Source organism: Amycolatopsis sp. lyj-108, from assembly GCF_046549005.1.
Lineage (GTDB): Bacteria > Actinomycetota > Actinomycetes > Mycobacteriales > Pseudonocardiaceae > Amycolatopsis.
Genome location: NZ_JAJPWQ010000008.1, coordinates 342,343 through 359,072 on the forward strand (window position 1 = coordinate 342,343; position 16,730 = coordinate 359,072).

Genomic DNA, 16,730 nt, shown 5'->3' on the forward strand with positions numbered 1-16,730 from the left:
AATCGGCACATGATTCCAGCGGTGGCATGATCGGTGCCGATGGACGTCTACGCGATCCCCTTGCGCACACGGTTCCGCGGCATCACCGTCCGTGAAGGACTGCTGATCCGCGGCGACGCGGGCTGGGGCGAGTTCTGCCCGTTCTCTGACTACTCCGACGCCGAAAGCGCGCCGTGGCTCGCCTCCGCGCTGGAGGCGAGCGAACGCGGATGGCCCTCACCGGTGCGGGAGAGCGTCGAGGTGAACGCGACCGTCCCGGTGGTGTCGGCGGAGAAGGCGTACGAACTCGTGTCCGCGTCGGGCTGCCGCACGGCGAAGGTGAAGGTCGCCGACCCGCGGGTGAGCCTCGCCGAAGACTGCGACCGGGTGGAGGCGGTGCGAGCCGCGCTGGGTCCGCGGGGCGCGGTTCGCGTCGACGCGAACATGGCCTGGGACGTGGACACCGCGGTCAAGGCCATCGGCGAACTGGACCGAGCGGCGGGCGGGCTCGAGTACGCCGAGCAGCCGTGCCCGTCGATCGAAGAACTGGCGGACGTCCGGCGCCGCGTCGGCGTGCGGATCGCCGCGGACGAATCGATCCGCCGGGCCGAAGACCCGCTCAAGGTGGCCGTGGCGGGAGCGGCCGACATCGCCGTGCTGAAGGTCGCGCCGCTGGGCGGGGTCCGGCGCGCGCTGGAGGTCGCCGAAGCCTGCGGCCTGCCGTGCGTGGTCTCCTCCGCCGTCGAGACGAGCGTCGGGCTCGCCGCCGGGCTGGCGCTCGCGGGCGCACTGCCCACTTTGGACTTCGCCTGCGGGCTGGGCACGATGTCCCTGCTGACCGGGGACGTCTGCGGTGCTTCACTGTCCCCTGTGGACGGACGCCTGCCGGTGCCGCGCCAGGCTCCCGCCCCGGACCTGTTCGCCGCGCACGCCGCCGCTCCGGAGGTCCGCGCGGCTTGGGAAGCCCGCCTCACCCGCGTCCGCGCCCACCTCCCGACGCCATGAAAGGTCCTTTCCTTGCAAATTTCGCAAGGAAAGGACCTTTCATGGCGTTCGAAGGCTCGGTCAGCCGCAGTGCTCCAGCGGGGATTCGTAGCTGGCCGACCCGGCCGAGCCGCCCCACCTGACGCACTTCGCGCCGGCGGCCGCGCTCACCGGACCCGCGTAGTACTCGAAGCTGCCGGAATCACTCTTGCGCGCCGAACCCTCCACTTCGAGGAAGGCCGAAACCGCGCTGCCCGTGCCGACCGAGGTGGACTTGATGGTGGTGACGCAGTTGTACTTGTTCGTGCCGTTGTACAGCAGGTACGTCGTCGCCGCGCTGCCGAGTGCCTGCGAGTCGATGACCTTGTAACCGTCGCCGCACACCTCGACGGCGTCGTACGGGTTGGGGTTCCCGTTGCCGCTGCAGGTGTTCTTGGAGGTGACGTTGGCGTTGGGGTAGCCGAACCTCACACCGTTGAAGTACGCGGGCTTGATATTGCTCGGCCACGACGAGTCGTTGGTGCGGACTTCGTAGTGCAGGTGGGGGCTGATGTTGTTGCCCGGCTTGGAGGTGTTGCCGACCTCGCCGATCTTCTGCCCCTGCGCGACCTGCGCGTTCAGTGCGACCGAACGGACCTTCAGATGCGCGTAGTAGGTCGACCATCCCCCACCGTGGTCGATCTTCACCAGGTTGCCGAAGCCGTTCTCCGAACCCTGGTGCGCCGAGATGACGACCTTGCCCGCCGCGGCCGCGACCACGGTGTCGCCGAGGTCCGCCCCCGCCGAGCTGCCGCGGTTGAAGTCGATTTCGTAGGCGCGGTGCGCGCTGCTGTTGTCGTTGTCGCCGTTCCACACCTGGTTGCAGGGGAACGGGAGCTGGAAGTTGGGACGCGGTCCGACGGCGGCCTCGGCCGACGTCGCGGTGATCGCCAGTCCGGCCATGCCAAGCAAGGCGGTGGCGGCCGCCGTGACCACTCGTCTGAATCTCATCGGGTGTCCTTTCTCGGCGTTTCGTGAGAAGCGTCCCGAAAGGGCGTACAAGCGAGATACAAACGACCACGAGCCCTCCTGGCCGAGGGGACCAGGAGGACTCGCGCCGCCTCCGCACCGGATCCGTCCGCGTCTTCCCCGTTCCGGTGCGGGTGTCTCAGCCGACCCGCTCGATGGTGGCCCGGCGGATCAGGAACTTCCCGGGTTCACGGACCTGTTCGAAGGCCGCGTTGTTCAGCAGCGCGCAACTGCCGGAAACGCCGGTGACCTCGACGGTCGTGGACTTGTCGTTGTCCAGGTTCGTCACTTTCAGCTGGGTGCCCGCCGGGAACTCGCTGCTGGACGCGGCGGGTGCCCCGCCCTCCCCGGACAGCGTCACCGTGGAACCCGGGCAAACGACTTCGCCTTCACCCGCCACGGCTTCGTCCATCCCGGCGTCCTGCTCTTGCTTGCCGCCGTCCGCCAGCACCTCTTCGGTGCAACCCGCGGCTTCGCGGCGCTGCTGGATGAGGTCGACGACGGCCTGCCGGTTCGCGATCCGCGCCGCGGAGACGGCGTCCGGATCCGCCTGCTGGCCCGCGATGAAATCGAGGTTGCCACGGAGCGCGGTGTCCAGTCCCTGACAGCTTTCCGCGGCTTGCCCGTCCGGAGTGCTGACCGCGAACATCACCGCGGCGATGGCGGCCACCCCGAGAACGGACGCGATGCCGATCGTCGCACGCTTGCGGTGTTTCCCGGCGCTGTTCATCATCGATGTCTTCCTCCGGTCTGAGTCCTCCTCACCCACATCCAGGGATACGGATGGGTAACGGAAGTGGTTCAAACCGGTTTCAGCCCAGCCAGGGTTTCGCGATGCGCGCGTAGGTGCCGTCGTTCAACGCGAGGTGCAGCCACTGGTCGGCCCACTCCTTGAACACGACGTCGCGCGGCAGCAGGTACGCCTTCTCGGAGAAGGTGAACGGCCGGTCGGGATGCACCGCGCACAGCCGCGGATCCCGCTTCGCCTGCCAACGGGTTTCGGTCGCGTCGGTGATCATCAGATCCGCGCGGCCCGCCAGGATCTCGGCGAAGATGGTGTTGTTGTCCGGATGCCGCACGATGGTCGCGCGTTTGAGGTTCGCGTCGGCGAACTGTTCGTTGGTACCGCCGGGGTTCACAATGACGCGGACGCCCGGCTGATCGATCTGCTCCACGGTCTGGAATCGCTTTTCGTTCTCGCACAAGGTGATCGGCGTCTTGCCGTCCCGGAGATAGGGAACGGTGTAGAAGCCCTTCTTCGCGCGGTCCAAGGTCACCGACACGCCACCCATCGCCAGGTCGCATTTGCGCCCGACGTCGTCGGCGATCGCCTTCCATGTGGTCTGGACCAGCTGGAGCCGGACGCCGAGCCGCTTCGCGAGGTCGCCCGCGAGGTCGATGTCGATCCCGCTCCACGCGCCCGCGGCGTCGCGATAGGTGAACGGGCGATAGTCCCCCGTCGAACACACGCGGAGTTCGCCGCGGGCCTGCACGACGTCGAGCCTGCTTTGCGCGCCATGGCCTTCGGGCGCGGCGCCGGCCGTGCCGATTCCCAGCACGGTCAGCACCGCGACCCCGAAGATGAGTGCTTTCGCCTTGATCGTCATCAAGGCATCTTCCACGCCCTGAGGTAGGTCCGCACCAGCCAATCGTCGACCCAGCCGGTGTCCGGCTCCTCCGGCAACGGCGACGCCACACGCACGAGCTCGTCTAGACGGCGTTCGAGGGACTCGGCCGCCTCCAGCGCTTCCTCGCGGGTTTTCTTGCCCTGCCTCAGATCACGGAGCCAGCTCAGCCACGGCTCGGGGACCGGCAGCGTGATCCGTCCGGTCTCCAGCAGTTCCACCCCCTGCACGCCGAGGCGCACCATGTGCATGGCGAACTTCGTGTCGAAGCCGTACTTCTCGATCAGCTCCGGCCGCCCCGGCTTGCCCCGCAGTCCCAGCATCCGCTCGCGCTGTGCGCGCGAGTAGCCGAGGAACCGCAGGCCCGCGCGGCGCGAGACGATCCGGTGCGCGTTCTCGCGCAGCTCGGCTCCGAGCTCGTCGATGCGCACGATCTCGTTCTCGGGCGCGAACAACGGCAACAGGACGGTCGGGTTCGGCGTTGACCGCCAGGCGCAGCCACTTGCGCAGCGAGTAGACGATCAGGTCCAGGTCGCCGGGACCGGACCGGACGCCTTCGGGCTGCGTGCGGAAGATGTACTGCTCGAACCGCTTCAGGCCGATCACGTGGTCCGGCGGCTCGATTCAGATGCCGAGTTCGTCCCGGTCGTCCTGGCCGAGCACGGCGGTGCCGTGCAGCCCGGACCCGACCTGGCAGCGCAGGATCGTGCCCTGCTCGGCGATGGCGGCGAATTCGGGGCTGTCGTGTTTCACCTGGCAAGTTGTACTCGCGCGGACACCCCCGGGGCATCCGGTTTTCGCGCCCCTCAGGGTCGGATTCCAGGGTCGGGTCGGGGCCGTTCCCCGATGTGCCGGGGGTCGTCCCGGGGCGAACATGGAGCCATGACGAACAGCGTGGCCACCAAGAAGCTCTACCGCAGCCGTACCGACAAGATGCTCGCGGGCGTCGCCGGCGGCTGGGCCGCCTACCTCGGCGTCGACGCGGCGATCCTGCGCATCGCCCTCGTGGCGAGCGTCTTCTTCACCGCCGGATTCGCGATCCCGGTCTACGCCGCCGCGTGGTTACTGACTCCGGAGCAGCCCGGCGAATCCTGAGCGAGGGGGCAAGGGGGACGAGGTGAAGAGCCCGGACATGGGGATGTCCGGGCTTTTCGCTTTTCCTCCGGTTCGGCCGCGCGATCACGCCTTCGCCGTTACACTCCCCATGACTTTGTCACAGGGAGCGGGAAGCGGGGGCCTTCATGGCCGGCAAGTATCTGACCCTCAGCGAGTACAAGAGGATGCTCGACGGCGCGCTGGACGACCTCCTCAAGGCGCTCACCAAGCGCTGGATGGAAGACGCCGTCGACGCCATGACGGGTCTCTCGACCACCGTCCCGTGCTCGGCGGAGCCCTGGGCCTGGCAGTGGCCCGCCGAATCGTACGGTCACCTGTCAGGCGCCGACGACATCTGCGGATACCTGACCTGGGTCATGGACGGCATGCTCGGCCATTACAAGGACGTCCACTGCCAGGGCTGGAATCCGCAGACCCAGAAGTACGTCGAATGCCATGTCGAACGGAACCTGGCACAGATCGAGCGGCTGGCCTGGAACCGGCGGCAGGAAATCGCCAAGTTCGTCCCGCAGCTGGAAGGGCCTGATCTCACGAAGCTGGAGACCGCCCACAACACTTTCCTGAACGTCGCGGGCAACCTCGGCTTCCAGGACAAGAACGGGCGGGTGACCGAACTGCTCGGACAGGGCGAGGTCGTCCGGAACGTCGAGTGGCTGGACGGTACGACCAGCGAGAACGAAGAATGGTTCATCGAGTGGACCGGACTCGCCGCCAAGGCCTTCAAGGCCGGGTTCTTCGCCTCGATCGCGCCGACCATCCTGAACCAGGCACTCATCCTCGCCAGCCTGTCCACGCTGTACTCCACGCGCGCCACGACGATCCAGGTGACCCGGCTCAACATCATCAAACGACTCAACTGGGCCACCAAGAAACTGGACGAAAAGGTCATCCTCACGGTCTCCACCGCGGACGCGATCCTGGAGAAGCTCGATCGAGCAAAGGCGATCCACGGGATCGTGAGCAATCTGCTGGCCGCGGGGGCGAAGCTCAGCAAGGTCGTGAGCACCGTCAACGAGGCCGGCGGGAAGGCCCTCGGCCCGGTCGGCGCCGTCCTCACCTTGGCGGGCTTCGTCGGCGGTGCACTCAAGGGACACACCGTCGAGCAGGACGCCATGTCACTCCAGGACATCCTGCAGAAGCTCACCACCTCGATCCAGGACGAACACAACGCGTTGAGCGGCCTCGAAGACGACTTCGGCGGGGACGTGCTGGCGCTGCAAAAGGCGATCGCGGGGGTGCACAGCTACAACCTCGAACTCTACGACCTCACCGCGAACACGCTGCCGAACCAGACCGACCGCGCGAAGTACAAGGGGATCAGGGTCGAGGTCCACTTCCTCCTGCGGGTGGCGCAAACCTGCTTCGAAGCGGCCGAAGCCTATTCGGCACAACTGCGGATTCTCTCCGGGGCCGATGTCGCCGACCGGCACCTCGCGGGCCGCGAGGCACAGACGTGCACGGGCGACGACACGACCTTGGAGATCCGCGACGCCGTCGAACAGTTCATGAGGACGAGCTGTGCTCGCTTCCTCCTCGCCGGCGAACAGCTCAGGAAGGCGGCCGAAGCCTACGCGAAAACCGACGGCGAGCTTTCCGACGACCTCAAGAAACTGTTCGCCGACTGGGAAAGCGCCAACAAGGACCGGGGGAAGATCGACCCCAATCCCGAGACCGTGGAAACGGAAGGCGCGGCCGGGGAGGCGGGCAAAACCGACCGGACGGGCCTCGAGCCGAGGAAGGCCGCGGAGCCGAACGCCATCGACCCGTACGAGAAGGACCGCCGCCAGCAAGGCGGCAAGTACGTGGTGGACAGGCAACGGTAAGGCACGTACCGCCGGGTGCGCGATCGGCGATGTCGCGTGACCGGAGGGACGACACGCGTGATCGGGCGGACGCCTCGCGGCTGAACCCGGCTGCACGTGTGTCGTCCATCCAGACACGCGTGTCGTCCGCCTGATCACACGTGCCGTCCGTCCAGGCACGCGTGGTGTCCCATCGGATCACACGAAACCGCCAACGTGGGCGGGCTCGTGAGTGGTAAGGACGGTTCTATTGAGGGGTAAGTCAAACGAGGCGTGTCGCACCGTCAGCACCTGAAGAATCCCTTCCCCAGTCCATGAAGAACCCCATCCTTGCGCCTAGGTACAGGAAGGGGCCCTTCATGTACTTCGGGCGCCTCAGGACAAAGGAAAAGCCCGGACGCGCGAGGCGCGTCCGGGCTTTCCGGTGTTACGGGCTCGAACTCAGAAGTCCATGCCGCCCATGCCACCGGACGGGTCGGCGGGAGCGGCCGAGGCCTTCTCCGGCTTGTCCGCCACGACGGCTTCGGTGGTCAGGAACAGCGCCGCGATGGAAGCGGCGTTCTGCAGCGCGGAGCGGGTGACCTTCGTGGGGTCCGGCACGCCGGCGGCGAGCAGGTCCTCGTAGACACCGGTGGCGGCGTTGAGGCCGTGACCCTGCGGGAGGGACTTGACCTTCTCCGCCACGACGCCGCCTTCGAGGCCGGCGTTGATCGCGATCTGCTTGAGCGGCGCCTCGACGGCGACCTTGACGATGTTGGCACCAGTGGCCTCGTCGCCCTCGAGCTTCAGACCGGCGAAGGCTGCCTCGGCGGCCTGGATGAGAGCGACGCCACCACCGGCGACGATGCCCTCTTCGACGGCGGCCTTGGCGTTGCGCACTGCGTCTTCGATGCGGTGCTTGCGCTCCTTCAGCTCGACCTCGGTGGCGGCACCGGCCTTGATGACGGCCACGCCGCCGGCCAGCTTCGCCAGCCGCTCCTGGAGCTTCTCGCGGTCGTAGTCCGAGTCCGAGTTGTCGATCTCGGCGCGGATCTGGTTGACGCGACCCTGGATCTGGTCGGCGTCGCCGGCACCCTCGACGATGGTGGTCTCGTCCTTGGTGATGACGGCCTTGCGCGCCTTGCCCAGCAGGGAAAGGTCCGCGTTCTCCAGCTTGAGGCCGACGTCCTCGGAGATGACCTGGCCACCGGTCAGGATCGCGATGTCCTGCAGGATCGCCTTGCGGCGGTCACCGAAGCCCGGGGCCTTGACGGCGACGGACTTGAAGGTGCCACGCATCTTGTTGACGATGAGGGTGGCCAGGGCCTCGCCCTCGACGTCCTCGGCGATGATCAGCAGCGGCTTGCCGGACTGGATGACCTTCTCCAGCAGCGGCAGGACGTCCTTGACGGTGGAGATCTTGGAACCGAAGAGGAGGACGTACGGGTCCTCGAGCTCGGCTTCCTGACGCTCCGGGTCGGTCACGAAGTAACCGGAGATGTAGCCCTTGTCGAAGCGCATACCCTCGGTGAGCTCGAGCTCGAGCCCGAAGGTGTTGCTCTCCTCGACGGTGACGACGCCTTCCTTGCCGACCTTGTCCAGCGCCTCGGCGATGAGCTCGCCGATGGTGCGGTCAGCGGCCGAGATCGAGGCGGTAGCAGCGATCTGCTCCTTGGTCTCGATCTGGACGGCCATCTTGTGCAGCTGCTCGGTGATGGCCTCGACGGCCGCCTCGATGCCGCGCTTCAGGCTGATGGGGTCGGCCCCGGCGGCGACGTTGCGCAGACCCTCGCGGACGAGAGCCTGGGCGAGCACGGTGGCGGTGGTGGTGCCGTCACCCGCGACGTCGTCGGTCTTCTTGGCAACTTCCTTGACGAGCTCGGCCCCGATCTTCTCCCACGGGTCCTCGAGCTCGATCTCCTTGGCGATGGAGACACCGTCGTTGGTGATCGTCGGCGCGCCCCACTTCTTTTCGAGCACGACGTTCCGGCCCCGCGGGCCGAGGGTCACCTTGACGGCTTCGGCGAGGATGTTCAAGCCGCGCTCAAGACCGCGGCGGGCGTCCTCGTCGAACGCGATCAGTTTGGCCATTGCGGTGTGGTCCTCCGGTATTGGGCGCCGCCGCACGCTCTGCCTCGTATGTCACAGAAGCGCGGCGGCAGGACTCTTCCTCGGCCAGGCTCGGTGCCCGCGACGGACGACCCACCCGATCAAGGGTGCGGCCTCACCGTCCCGACCTTCAGGCGAGCGATCGGTGACCGCTCTGCCTGGCACTCGACGGCGTCGAGTGCCAATGTCGTGTTTAGCACTCTCCACGGTCGAGTGCAAGAACCGCAGGTCAGCGCGGTGGTATTCAGTTGCTCGGCTTGATGGGGATCGACGAGGGCGGGGGCTTCAGCGACGATCCGGGACCCTGCGACTGCGAGCCGCCGGGCCCGACCGGGATATTCGGCGCGGTGGTCTGCGTGCCGTTGCCGCTGTTCGAATCACTGAAGATGAAGATCGCCGCGACGATCGCGCCGGCGACCACGAGGGCGCCGACGACGATCCAGATCCACTTGGCGCCGCCGCTCTTCTTGGGCTGCTGCTGGAAACCGCCCTGCTGCTGCGGCGGGGGGCCGTAGCCGGGGGGCGGGCCCTGCTGGAAGCCACCCTGTTGGAAGCCGCCCTGCTGCTGCGGCGGGCCGTAACCGGGGGGCGGTCCTTGCTGGTATCCGCCCTGTTGGAAGCCGCCCTGCTGCTGCGGCGGGCCGTAACCGGGCGGCGGGCCCTGCTGGGGCGGGCCTTGCGGCGGGGGACCCTGCGGTCCCGGTCCCTGCTGGCCGTAGCCGGGCTGCTGTCCTCCGTACGGGTGCACGGGGCCCCCCTCTCCCTGTGGCGGCGTGTTCTGCCGTGGCGCCTGCTGCGGTGCGGTCTGCTGGACCGGCGCCGCGGCCCCGGGCGGGCCGGGCGGCTCGTTCGAAGTCGCGAGCGGACCGAGCGCGCGCCTGGCGGCCGCGATCATCTCAACACAGTTGGGGTAGCGATCGGCGGGATTCTTCGCCATTCCCTTCCGGACGACCTCGTCGATCCCGGCAGGCAGGCCGACGATCCGCGAGATGGCCGGGGGCTCCCCGTTCAGATGCCCCTTGATGACCGTCTGCACGTCGCCCTTGAAGGGCGGGCTGCCGGTCAGGCAGGCGTAGAGGACGCAGGTGAGCGCGTACTGGTCGGTGCGGCCGTCGAGCGGCTCGCCGCGCAGGTGTTCGGGGGCCGCGTACGTGGGCGAGCCGAGGAAGTCGCCGCCGCGGGTGCGATGCCCGGTGGCGCCGCGGCGGGTCAGGCCGAAGTCGGCGACGTAGACGTGCTCGCGCGAGGTCTCCTTGCTGGTGACCAGGACGTTGGCCGGTTTGACGTCGAGGTGCACGAGACCCCGGTTGTGCAGGGTGTCGAGCGCGTCGGCGACCTGGTCGAGCATGGTCAGCGCGCGGGCGGGCGCGATCGGGCCGCCGGAGATCAGCCCGGCGAGGTCCCCGCCGTCGACCATCCGCATGGCGATGTAGAGCATGCCTTCGAGCTCGCCGAAGTCGTACAAGGGCACGACGTTGGCATGGTCGATCGCGGACGTGTTCCGCGCCTCGTCGACGAAGCGTTCGCGGAACTCGGCGTCGGCCCCGAGGTGATCACCGATGACCTTCAGTGCCACCTTGCGTCCGAGCCGCACGTCCGTGGCCTTGTAGGTCACGCTCATGCCGCCCTTGCCGAGCACACCGTCGATGCGGTAGTTGCCCAGCCGGCGACCGGTCAGGTCCCCCGACTCATCGCCTGTCACGCAGCGAAGCGTAACGCGCCAGTTCCGGAGGCCGCCGGGGGTCGGCCGAAGTCCCGCTAGGAGACCTTGCGTACGTCCGCCGCCTGACTCCGACCGTCCCGCCCGGACTGGACTTCGAATTCCACGCGATCACCCTCGTCGAGCGTCCGGAATCCGTCGGCCTGAATGGCCGAGTAGTGGACGAAGACGTCGGGCCCTTCGGTGGATTCGATGAATCCGTAGCCCTTTTCCGAGTTGAACCATTTGACGGTGCCGACTGCCACGACGCACTCCCTCAGCACAGGATCCGCCGGCCTCGCCTGCCCCGGACGGCGGTTTCGAGTGCAGTTCACGCTACCCGAATCACCGGCGTCGGCAATGCTCAATTCGTCTTAAGGTCATCCGCGGGAAAGCCGCCTATTGCGCGCTTGCACCAGGACGCGTCCTGGTCCCGCGAAGTCCAGCGCGAGCCCTTCGCCGGTGCGGACGGACTGCGGGCCGGACTGGTCGACCGCGCGGAGACGGCACTGCACGGTGTCCGGGTAGGCGAGCAGGAAGTCCGGTCGCACGGTGACGAGTTCGCCCGCGGTGAGCTCGAAGGCGTCCACCGGGCCTTGCGCGGCCAGCACGAGCGGACCGGTTCCGCTGTAGTGCTCCAGGAAACCGGAGTCGGCCCCGAAGAGTTTCTGCAGCGGCGCCCAGCCGGGATCGAGCCGGACGGTCGCCGGCCGGGCGAGGATCGCGTCCCGGCTCACGCACCAGCCCGCCCCGCCGGTGAACTCCAGCGGGTGGACGTCGCCGGCGGTCAGCGGCGCGAAGTCGATCCAGCCGCCGCCCTCCGGCGCGTTGAACACCGAAGGCGCGGCCTTGCCCGCCCGTGAACCACCGCGGGCGGGAATGGTTTCGGTGATGCCGAAACTGCTGGCCAGCATGGTGTCCCCGGCGGCCTGGACGGCCTCGCCGGGGGACAGCAGCACGCGTGCGACCCCGAAGTTCGGGGTGTGCCTCGTCTGGACCCGCATGCGCTCAGCGGGAGGGGACCTGGGCGATCACCCAGGCGGACAGCGCCGACGGGTTGCGGGTCTGGGTGAGCAGCTGACCCGGACCGGCGAAGTCGAAGACGAGGCCTTCACCGCTCTTCATCGACTGGATGACGCCGGTGGCGACCTTGCGGATCTGGTACTGGAGGGTGTCGGCGAACGCGACGACGTGCCCGGTGTCGATGGTGATCACCTCGCCCTGCTGCAGGGTGACCGTCTCCAGCGCGCCGTAGCAGGCCACGACCAGCGGGCCCTGTCCCGTCGCGTGGGTCAGGAAGCCGCCCTCGCCGCCGACGAGGTTCTTGAGCCCGCCCCATTTGGTCTCGGTCTGCACGCCGTGCGAAGACGCGAGCCACGAGCCGCGGGTGACGCACCAGCCGGTGCGGCCGTCGAGGTTGATGATCTGCATGTCGCCGGGCAGGTTCGCGGCGACGTCGACCCAGCCGCCGTTCTGCGGGGCGGTGTAGGTGGAGATGAAGAAGGACTCGCCGGAGAGGAAGGCGCGGCCGAGCCCCTTCATGATGCCGCCCTGCGCCTGCGACTGGACCTGCACGCCGTAGCTCGTCGCCATCATCGCGCCAGACTCGACCTGCGCCGGCTCGCCCGGGGCGAGGACGAGCCTCGCCACCGCGAACGACGGCTGGTGACGGATCTGAACCTGCATGTCTTCTTCTCCCCGGTGGTCGTTGTGACGCGCAGAGTCTTGCATGCGCCCCCCGACCGAGGAGGATGGTCGGCGTGATCTCCGTCGACGCCCACCGTGAGACCGTCACCGGCCTGCTCGGAAACGCCCCTGTCATCCGCCTTCCGCTCGCCTCCGCCGCCGGGCTCGTCCTCGCCGAGGACGTGCGCGCGGGGGTGTCGCTGCCGCCTTTCGACAACTCGGCGATGGACGGGTACGCCGTCCGCGCCGAAGACATCGCGGAAGCGCCCGTGACGCTGCCGGTCGCCGAGGACATCCCCGCCGGCCGCGTCGACATCACGAAACTGGAGCCGGGCACCGCGCACCGGATCATGACCGGCGCCCCGCTGCCGCCGGGCGCCGACGCGGTGGTGATGGTGGAACACACCGACGGTGGTGTGACGGACGTCCGGATCCTCAGGACGGCCGTCCCGGGCGCGCATATCCGGCGCCTCGGTGAAGACGTCGTCGAAGGCACGGTGGCGCTTTCGGCCGGAACCGTGCTCGGCCCGGCGCAGCTGGGGCTCGCGGCGGCCGTCGGGCTCGCCGAGGTGCCCGTGTTCAGGCCGTTGAAGGTGCTCGTCGTGTCCACCGGGACCGAACTCGTCGACGCGCCGGAACCCTTGCGGCACGGGCAGATCTACGAGTCGAACAGCATCATGCTGGCGTCCGCGATCCGCGCGCTCGGCTGCGAGGCGGAGGTCTTGCGCAGTGTCGTCGACGACGTGGACGAGTTCCGCGCGGTGATCGAGCCGCGGCTGGCGGACGTGGACCTGCTGGTGACCTCGGGCGGGGTCAGCGCGGGGGCGTACGAAGTGGTGAAAGACGCGCTGACCGGGCAGGGCGTGGAGTTCCGGAAGGTCGCGATGCAGCCGGGCGGGCCGCAGGGCTGCGGACGGTGGAACGGCGTGCCGGTGGTGACGTTGCCGGGCAACCCGGTGAGCGTGCTCGTCTCGTTCGAAGCGTTCCTGCGGCCGGCGTTGCTCGCGGCGATGGGGCACGCGGGCGTCGACCGGCAGCGGGTGCGGGCCCGGCTGACCGAGGCGATGACCTCCCCCGCCGGACGGCGTCAGTTCCGGCGAGGCTTCTACACGCATTCCGAAGGCGAGGTCACCGGCATCGTCGGGCCGCGCGGCGGGCCGGGATCGCATCTGCTGGCGTCGTTCACGCAGGCGAACTGCCTGATCGTCCTGCCGGAGGACGTGGACTCGGTCGAGCAGGGCGACGAGGTGGACGTCCTGCTGCTCTGACGCCCGCCCGCAATCAGTCACCTACTTGCGCCCGGACACCGTCGCAAGTAGGTGACTGATTGCGGGGGTCAGGTCGGGAAGTCGCGGCACCGGCCGATCGGCGTGAACAGGAGCGCGAAGACGGCGACGACCTCGAACCCGGCCATCAGGCCCAGCGTCTGCCGCACCCCGGCGGTCTCGCCGAGGATCCCGCCGAGCAGGCCGCCGAGCGCGATCGCGCCGAAGCTGAGCACGGACATGCTCGCGGTGACGCGGCCGAACATCGACGCCGGGACGTACCGCTGTTTGAAGGTGGCGTTGAGGACGTTCGAGCCGACGACCCCGGCGCTGAGCGCGAACCCGGCGGCGACGAAGAACGCGAGCCCCCAGCCGCCTTGGGCGAGCGGTCCCAGCAACATCATCAGTGCCCCGAAGGCCTCGCAGAGCACGAAGGCGCGCGCGGTGCCGATCCGCGCGGCGAGCTTGCCCGAAAGCGCGGCACCGGCGACGCCACCCGCGCCGACGAGCGCGAGCACCAGCCCGACGGTCGCCTCTCCCACGCCCAGGTCGCGGGCGAGGAAGACGACTTCGATCGACTGGTAACCCATGAGCGCGACATTCGAGACCGCGCCGAAGACCGCCAAGACCAGCAAGTACCGGTCGTGGACAACGAAGTCGAGGCCCTCGCGGATCTCGTCCCGCAGCCGCGAACGCGTCTTCGCCGGACGTTCGGGCTCGCGATAGCGGATGGATCGCAGGCACAGTACGGAGATCCCGAAACTGACGGCGTCGGCGAGCACCCCGGCGACGGCGCCGAAACCCTGCGCCAGCAGACCGGCGAGACCGGGTCCGCCGATCTGCGCGGCGGACTCACTCCCCTGCAACTTTTCGTTGGCTTCCTGGAGGTCCTTCTTCTCGACCAGCGAAGGCAGGTACGCGCGGTATGCGACGTTGAAGAACACCTTCGCGACGCCGCCCGCCAAGGCGACGACGAGCAACTGGGTCATCGTGAGCCACCCGAACCAGGCGGCGACCGGGACGCTCAGGAACACGAGCATGGAGACGGTGTTGCAGGCCAGCATGATCGGGCGTTTCGGCCGTCTGTCGACCCAGGCGCCGGCGGGCAGGCCGATCAGCAGCCACGGCAGCCAGGCGACCGCGGTCAGCAGCCCGACCGCGAACGTGCTCGCCTGGAGGGTGACCACCGCGACGAGCGGCAGCGCGACGACGGCGATGGAACTGCCGAGCACACTGGTCGTCTCGCCGGTCCACAACAGCCGGAAATCGCGTGAGCGCAGCAATCCGCCGCGTTCGCGGGTGGTCACGGGCGGGCCGGGACGGCGCGCGTGGCGATGAAGACGGGTCGGCGTTCCTGGCCGTCGTCCGGGATCTCACGGCCGCTGTAGGACTTGATCAGCTCGTGGACCTTTTGTTCGAGTTCGGCCAGTTCGGCGACCGACATCTTCGCCCAGCTGTCGGTGGCGAAAGCGGCGCGATGCCACTCCTCGGGGTAGGTGTCGCGTTCGGCGAACCATTGGCGTGCCAGGGAAACCTGGCGTTCGAGGGCGAGGGATTCGGCGGCGGCCGCGACCGGATCGTCGGGGAAGTCCGACGGCGACCAGGAGACCGCGTAACCCACGCGGCGCCACCAGCGCTCGCGCCGGTCGCGGGCGAGTTCCGGCGCTTCTTCGACCAGATCGCCGGCGGCGAGCACCTTCAGGTGGTGACTGACGTTCCCGACCGCCTGCCCGGTCCGCTCGGCGAGCACGGACGCCGTGCACGGGCCGTCGAGGCGCAGGACGTCGAGCAGGCGGCGCCGCAACGGATGCGACATCGCGGCGAGCACTTTCGAATCGTGGACTTCACGTACCTCACGGTCGGCCATAACGCACAACAGTAGTTGCACAACGACTCTTGTACAAGTTCTCTTGTGTGCTGCCGGGCCGCGTGGGTCGGGGTGACGGCGCCACCGGGTTCGACTCGCGCGCTCCACGTAACCTCGACGGCATGGGTTTCTTCTCGTGGATCGTGTTCGGCGCCATCGCCGGGTGGCTGGCCAACGTCGTGGTCGGGGGTCCGGACCGGCGGGGTGGCTGCCTGTTCAGCATCCTGGTCGGCGTGCTCGGGGCGGCGCTCGGCGGTTTCATCTACCGGCTCGCGACGGGCACCGAGCGGAGCTTCGAGTTCGACTTCCCCAGCTTCGGCGTCGCCATTCTCGGTTCGATCGTGCTGCTCGCCCTGCTGCGGCTGGTGCGCGGCTCCGGGCGGCGCGACACCTCTCGCAGGTGATCAAGGGAGTGACGGTTGGTAACGGTTTTCTCGCGACGGGTGATCACGGGCGTCCGGCGAACTAGAGTGGGACGTTCGCTCAGTTCCAGCGGCCGCGTCCGGATGCATGTGCCGTCGGGGGGCATATGCATCCGGACGCGCGTGCCTCGGCGATGACCGAGGCCGCGCGGACGGGGTCGATGAGCGAAGGCATCGGCGCCGCCGAAATGTCCCTCTTCCAGGCTCGGAACAGCTCGGCGAGTCGCTCGCCTGCGGGGTCCGGACTGGCGGGCATTCGTGGGTCCTCAGGGTCGGCGATCGGCTTCAATCACCTAGAGTTATCGCTCATTTCCACCGACCGTTACCGGGATGTGGTTCCTCCCACCCACGCCGGGGAAACCCTTCCGGGGGAGGCACGGCCCTGGCCCGGACAGGGCGGTAGCGTGGTGGCTCTTCATACCCAACCCCCCGACACGAACTGCGGTGAACCCGACCAATGAGCGGCAACCGGCCGGAATCCACTGGAAACCCACTCACGCACGCCGTGAAGCTGGCCCGCGAGACCGTTCCGCCGATGCACCCGGCCGGCAGGCCGTTCGTGCTCGGTGGCCTCGCCGCGACGCTGGTGCTGCGGAAGTTCTCCAAGCCCCTCGGCGTCCTCGGCGCGCTCGCGACGGCCGCCACGGCCGCGTTCTTCCGTGAGCCCAAGCGGGTGCCGCCCGCCCAGTCCGGCCTCGCGGTCGCGTCGGCGGACGGCCTGGTCTCGCTGATCGAGGAAGCCGTGCCGCCGCCCGAGCTGGGGCTGTCCGCCGAACCGCGGATGCGGGTGAGCGTGTTCCTGTCGGTGTTCGACGTGCACGTCCAGCGGATCCCGGCGTCGGGGGTGATCGAGCGGGTCGCCTACCGGCCCGGGAAGTTCCTGTCCGCGGACCTGGACAAGGCGAGCGACGACAACGAGCGCAACTCCGTGCTCATGCGCACCGAAGACGGTCACGAGCTCGTCGTGGTGCAGATCGCCGGGCTGGTGGCGCGGCGCATCCTCTGTGAGATCCGCGAGGGTGACAAGGTCGGCGTCGGTTCGACGTACGGCATCATCCGCTTCGGCTCGCGAGTCGACCTGTACCTGCCGCCGGGCAGCAAGGTCCTCGTCTCGAAGGGCCAGCGCACGATCGGCGGCGAGACGCCGATCGCCGAGCTGCCCACGGCGCCGCACCCGGAAGGCTGATCC

18 protein-coding genes are annotated in these 16,730 nt (G+C 68.6%); 6 read left to right on the forward strand and 12 right to left on the reverse strand.

The window, feature by feature from the left end:
- The first annotated feature begins 39 nt into the window (after positions 1 to 39).
- Positions 40 to 984 carry an o-succinylbenzoate synthase gene (locus ACLJO0_RS28555; protein WP_410581662.1) on the forward strand — a complete coding sequence of 315 codons (945 nt, stop codon included), beginning with the start codon at positions 40 to 42 and terminating at the stop codon, positions 982 to 984.
- 60 nt (positions 985 to 1,044) lie between these two features.
- Here the strand turns inward: ACLJO0_RS28555 and ACLJO0_RS28560 are convergent, their stop codons facing one another.
- The 5 genes from ACLJO0_RS28560 to ACLJO0_RS28580 form a co-directional block, all read right to left on the reverse strand.
- Positions 1,045 to 1,953: a M23 family metallopeptidase gene (locus ACLJO0_RS28560; RefSeq protein WP_410581663.1), complete on the reverse strand. Its 909-nt coding sequence runs from the start codon at positions 1,951 to 1,953 to the stop codon at positions 1,045 to 1,047.
- Positions 1,954 to 2,110: 157 nt separating this feature from the next.
- Positions 2,111 to 2,704 (reverse strand): hypothetical protein, encoded by a 594-nt coding sequence (locus tag ACLJO0_RS28565; protein WP_410581665.1) that lies wholly within the window; start codon positions 2,702 to 2,704, stop codon positions 2,111 to 2,113.
- 79 nt (positions 2,705 to 2,783) lie between these two features.
- Entirely contained in the window at positions 2,784 to 3,578 is a 795-nt protein-coding gene (locus ACLJO0_RS28570) for a transporter substrate-binding domain-containing protein (RefSeq protein WP_410581666.1), read from the reverse strand.
- On the reverse strand, positions 3,578 to 4,051 hold the full coding sequence (locus ACLJO0_RS28575) for a DNA polymerase beta superfamily protein (protein ID WP_410581667.1): 474 nt from the start codon (positions 4,049 to 4,051) through the stop codon (positions 3,578 to 3,580). The genes ACLJO0_RS28570 and ACLJO0_RS28575 overlap by 1 nt, the downstream gene beginning before the upstream one ends.
- Positions 4,052 to 4,220: 169 nt before the next feature.
- Positions 4,221 to 4,349 carry a hypothetical protein gene (locus ACLJO0_RS28580; RefSeq protein ID WP_255431416.1) on the reverse strand — a complete coding sequence of 43 codons (129 nt, stop codon included), beginning with the start codon at positions 4,347 to 4,349 and terminating at the stop codon, positions 4,221 to 4,223.
- A 129-nt stretch (positions 4,350 to 4,478) separates the two neighbouring features.
- On the opposite strand from ACLJO0_RS28580, the gene ACLJO0_RS28585 reads away from it, so the two are divergent.
- Positions 4,479 to 4,691 carry a PspC domain-containing protein gene (locus ACLJO0_RS28585; RefSeq protein ID WP_410581669.1) on the forward strand — a complete coding sequence of 71 codons (213 nt, stop codon included), beginning with the start codon at positions 4,479 to 4,481 and terminating at the stop codon, positions 4,689 to 4,691.
- A 146-nt stretch (positions 4,692 to 4,837) separates the two neighbouring features.
- Positions 4,838 to 6,535, forward strand: a complete 1,698-nt coding sequence (locus tag ACLJO0_RS28590; protein ID WP_410581670.1) for a hypothetical protein — start codon at positions 4,838 to 4,840, stop codon at positions 6,533 to 6,535.
- Positions 6,536 to 6,955: 420 nt separating this feature from the next.
- Here ACLJO0_RS28590 and groL read toward each other — a convergent pair whose 3' ends face one another.
- From groL to ACLJO0_RS28615, 5 genes are all read right to left on the reverse strand, one after another.
- Entirely contained in the window at positions 6,956 to 8,584 is a 1,629-nt protein-coding gene (gene groL / locus ACLJO0_RS28595) for a chaperonin GroEL (protein WP_125782140.1), read from the reverse strand.
- Positions 8,585 to 8,846: 262 nt separating this feature from the next.
- Positions 8,847 to 10,304: a serine/threonine-protein kinase gene (locus ACLJO0_RS28600; protein WP_410581672.1), complete on the reverse strand. Its 1,458-nt coding sequence runs from the start codon at positions 10,302 to 10,304 to the stop codon at positions 8,847 to 8,849.
- Positions 10,305 to 10,360: 56 nt separating this feature from the next.
- Positions 10,361 to 10,567, reverse strand: a complete 207-nt coding sequence (locus ACLJO0_RS28605) for a cold-shock protein (protein ID WP_005164266.1) — start codon at positions 10,565 to 10,567, stop codon at positions 10,361 to 10,363.
- A 114-nt stretch (positions 10,568 to 10,681) separates the two neighbouring features.
- Positions 10,682 to 11,305: an AIM24 family protein gene (locus ACLJO0_RS28610; protein WP_410581674.1), complete on the reverse strand. Its 624-nt coding sequence runs from the start codon at positions 11,303 to 11,305 to the stop codon at positions 10,682 to 10,684.
- Between the two features lie 4 nt (positions 11,306 to 11,309).
- Positions 11,310 to 11,987 (reverse strand): TIGR00266 family protein, encoded by a 678-nt coding sequence (locus ACLJO0_RS28615; protein ID WP_125782145.1) that lies wholly within the window; start codon positions 11,985 to 11,987, stop codon positions 11,310 to 11,312.
- A 74-nt stretch (positions 11,988 to 12,061) separates the two neighbouring features.
- On the opposite strand from ACLJO0_RS28615, the gene glp reads away from it, so the two are divergent.
- A complete protein-coding gene (gene glp, locus ACLJO0_RS28620; protein WP_410581676.1) occupies positions 12,062 to 13,255 on the forward strand; it encodes a gephyrin-like molybdotransferase Glp in 1,194 nt (397 codons plus the stop codon).
- A 68-nt stretch (positions 13,256 to 13,323) separates the two neighbouring features.
- Here glp and ACLJO0_RS28625 read toward each other — a convergent pair whose 3' ends face one another.
- The gene (locus tag ACLJO0_RS28625; RefSeq protein WP_410581678.1) at positions 13,324 to 14,559 is read right to left on the reverse strand and encodes an MFS transporter; all 1,236 of its coding nucleotides are present in this window, start codon (positions 14,557 to 14,559) and stop codon (positions 13,324 to 13,326) included.
- Positions 14,556 to 15,119, reverse strand: coding sequence for an ArsR/SmtB family transcription factor (locus ACLJO0_RS28630; RefSeq protein WP_410581680.1), 564 nt, complete (start codon positions 15,117 to 15,119; stop codon positions 14,556 to 14,558). The genes ACLJO0_RS28625 and ACLJO0_RS28630 overlap by 4 nt, the downstream gene beginning before the upstream one ends.
- A 122-nt stretch (positions 15,120 to 15,241) precedes the next feature.
- Between ACLJO0_RS28630 and ACLJO0_RS28635 the strand changes: the two genes are divergently transcribed.
- A complete protein-coding gene (locus ACLJO0_RS28635) occupies positions 15,242 to 15,523 on the forward strand; it encodes a GlsB/YeaQ/YmgE family stress response membrane protein (RefSeq protein ID WP_410581682.1) in 282 nt (93 codons plus the stop codon).
- Between the two features lie 475 nt (positions 15,524 to 15,998).
- Positions 15,999 to 16,727, forward strand: coding sequence for a phosphatidylserine decarboxylase (locus tag ACLJO0_RS28640; RefSeq protein WP_125791344.1), 729 nt, complete (start codon positions 15,999 to 16,001; stop codon positions 16,725 to 16,727).
- Positions 16,728 to 16,730 lie beyond the last annotated feature (3 nt).

Bases quoted from the DNA above. Each gene is read 5' to 3' on its own strand.
- ACLJO0_RS28555 (WP_410581662.1), top strand. From the start codon at position 40: ATGGACGTCTACGCGATCCCCTTGCGCACACGGTTCCGCGGCATCACC.
- ACLJO0_RS28560 (WP_410581663.1), bottom strand. From the start codon at position 1,953: ATGAGATTCAGACGAGTGGTCACGGCGGCCGCCACCGCCTTGCTTGGC.
- ACLJO0_RS28565 (WP_410581665.1), bottom strand. From the start codon at position 2,704: ATGATGAACAGCGCCGGGAAACACCGCAAGCGTGCGACGATCGGCATC.
- ACLJO0_RS28570 (WP_410581666.1), bottom strand. From the start codon at position 3,578: ATGACGATCAAGGCGAAAGCACTCATCTTCGGGGTCGCGGTGCTGACC.
- ACLJO0_RS28585 (WP_410581669.1), top strand. From the start codon at position 4,479: ATGACGAACAGCGTGGCCACCAAGAAGCTCTACCGCAGCCGTACCGAC.
- ACLJO0_RS28590 (WP_410581670.1), top strand. From the start codon at position 4,838: ATGGCCGGCAAGTATCTGACCCTCAGCGAGTACAAGAGGATGCTCGAC.
- groL (WP_125782140.1), bottom strand. From the start codon at position 8,584: ATGGCCAAACTGATCGCGTTCGACGAGGACGCCCGCCGCGGTCTTGAG.
- ACLJO0_RS28610 (WP_410581674.1), bottom strand. From the start codon at position 11,305: ATGCGGGTCCAGACGAGGCACACCCCGAACTTCGGGGTCGCACGCGTG.
- ACLJO0_RS28615 (WP_125782145.1), bottom strand. From the start codon at position 11,987: ATGCAGGTTCAGATCCGTCACCAGCCGTCGTTCGCGGTGGCGAGGCTC.
- ACLJO0_RS28630 (WP_410581680.1), bottom strand. From the start codon at position 15,119: ATGGCCGACCGTGAGGTACGTGAAGTCCACGATTCGAAAGTGCTCGCC.
- ACLJO0_RS28635 (WP_410581682.1), top strand. From the start codon at position 15,242: ATGGGTTTCTTCTCGTGGATCGTGTTCGGCGCCATCGCCGGGTGGCTG.
- ACLJO0_RS28640 (WP_125791344.1), top strand. From the start codon at position 15,999: ATGAGCGGCAACCGGCCGGAATCCACTGGAAACCCACTCACGCACGCC.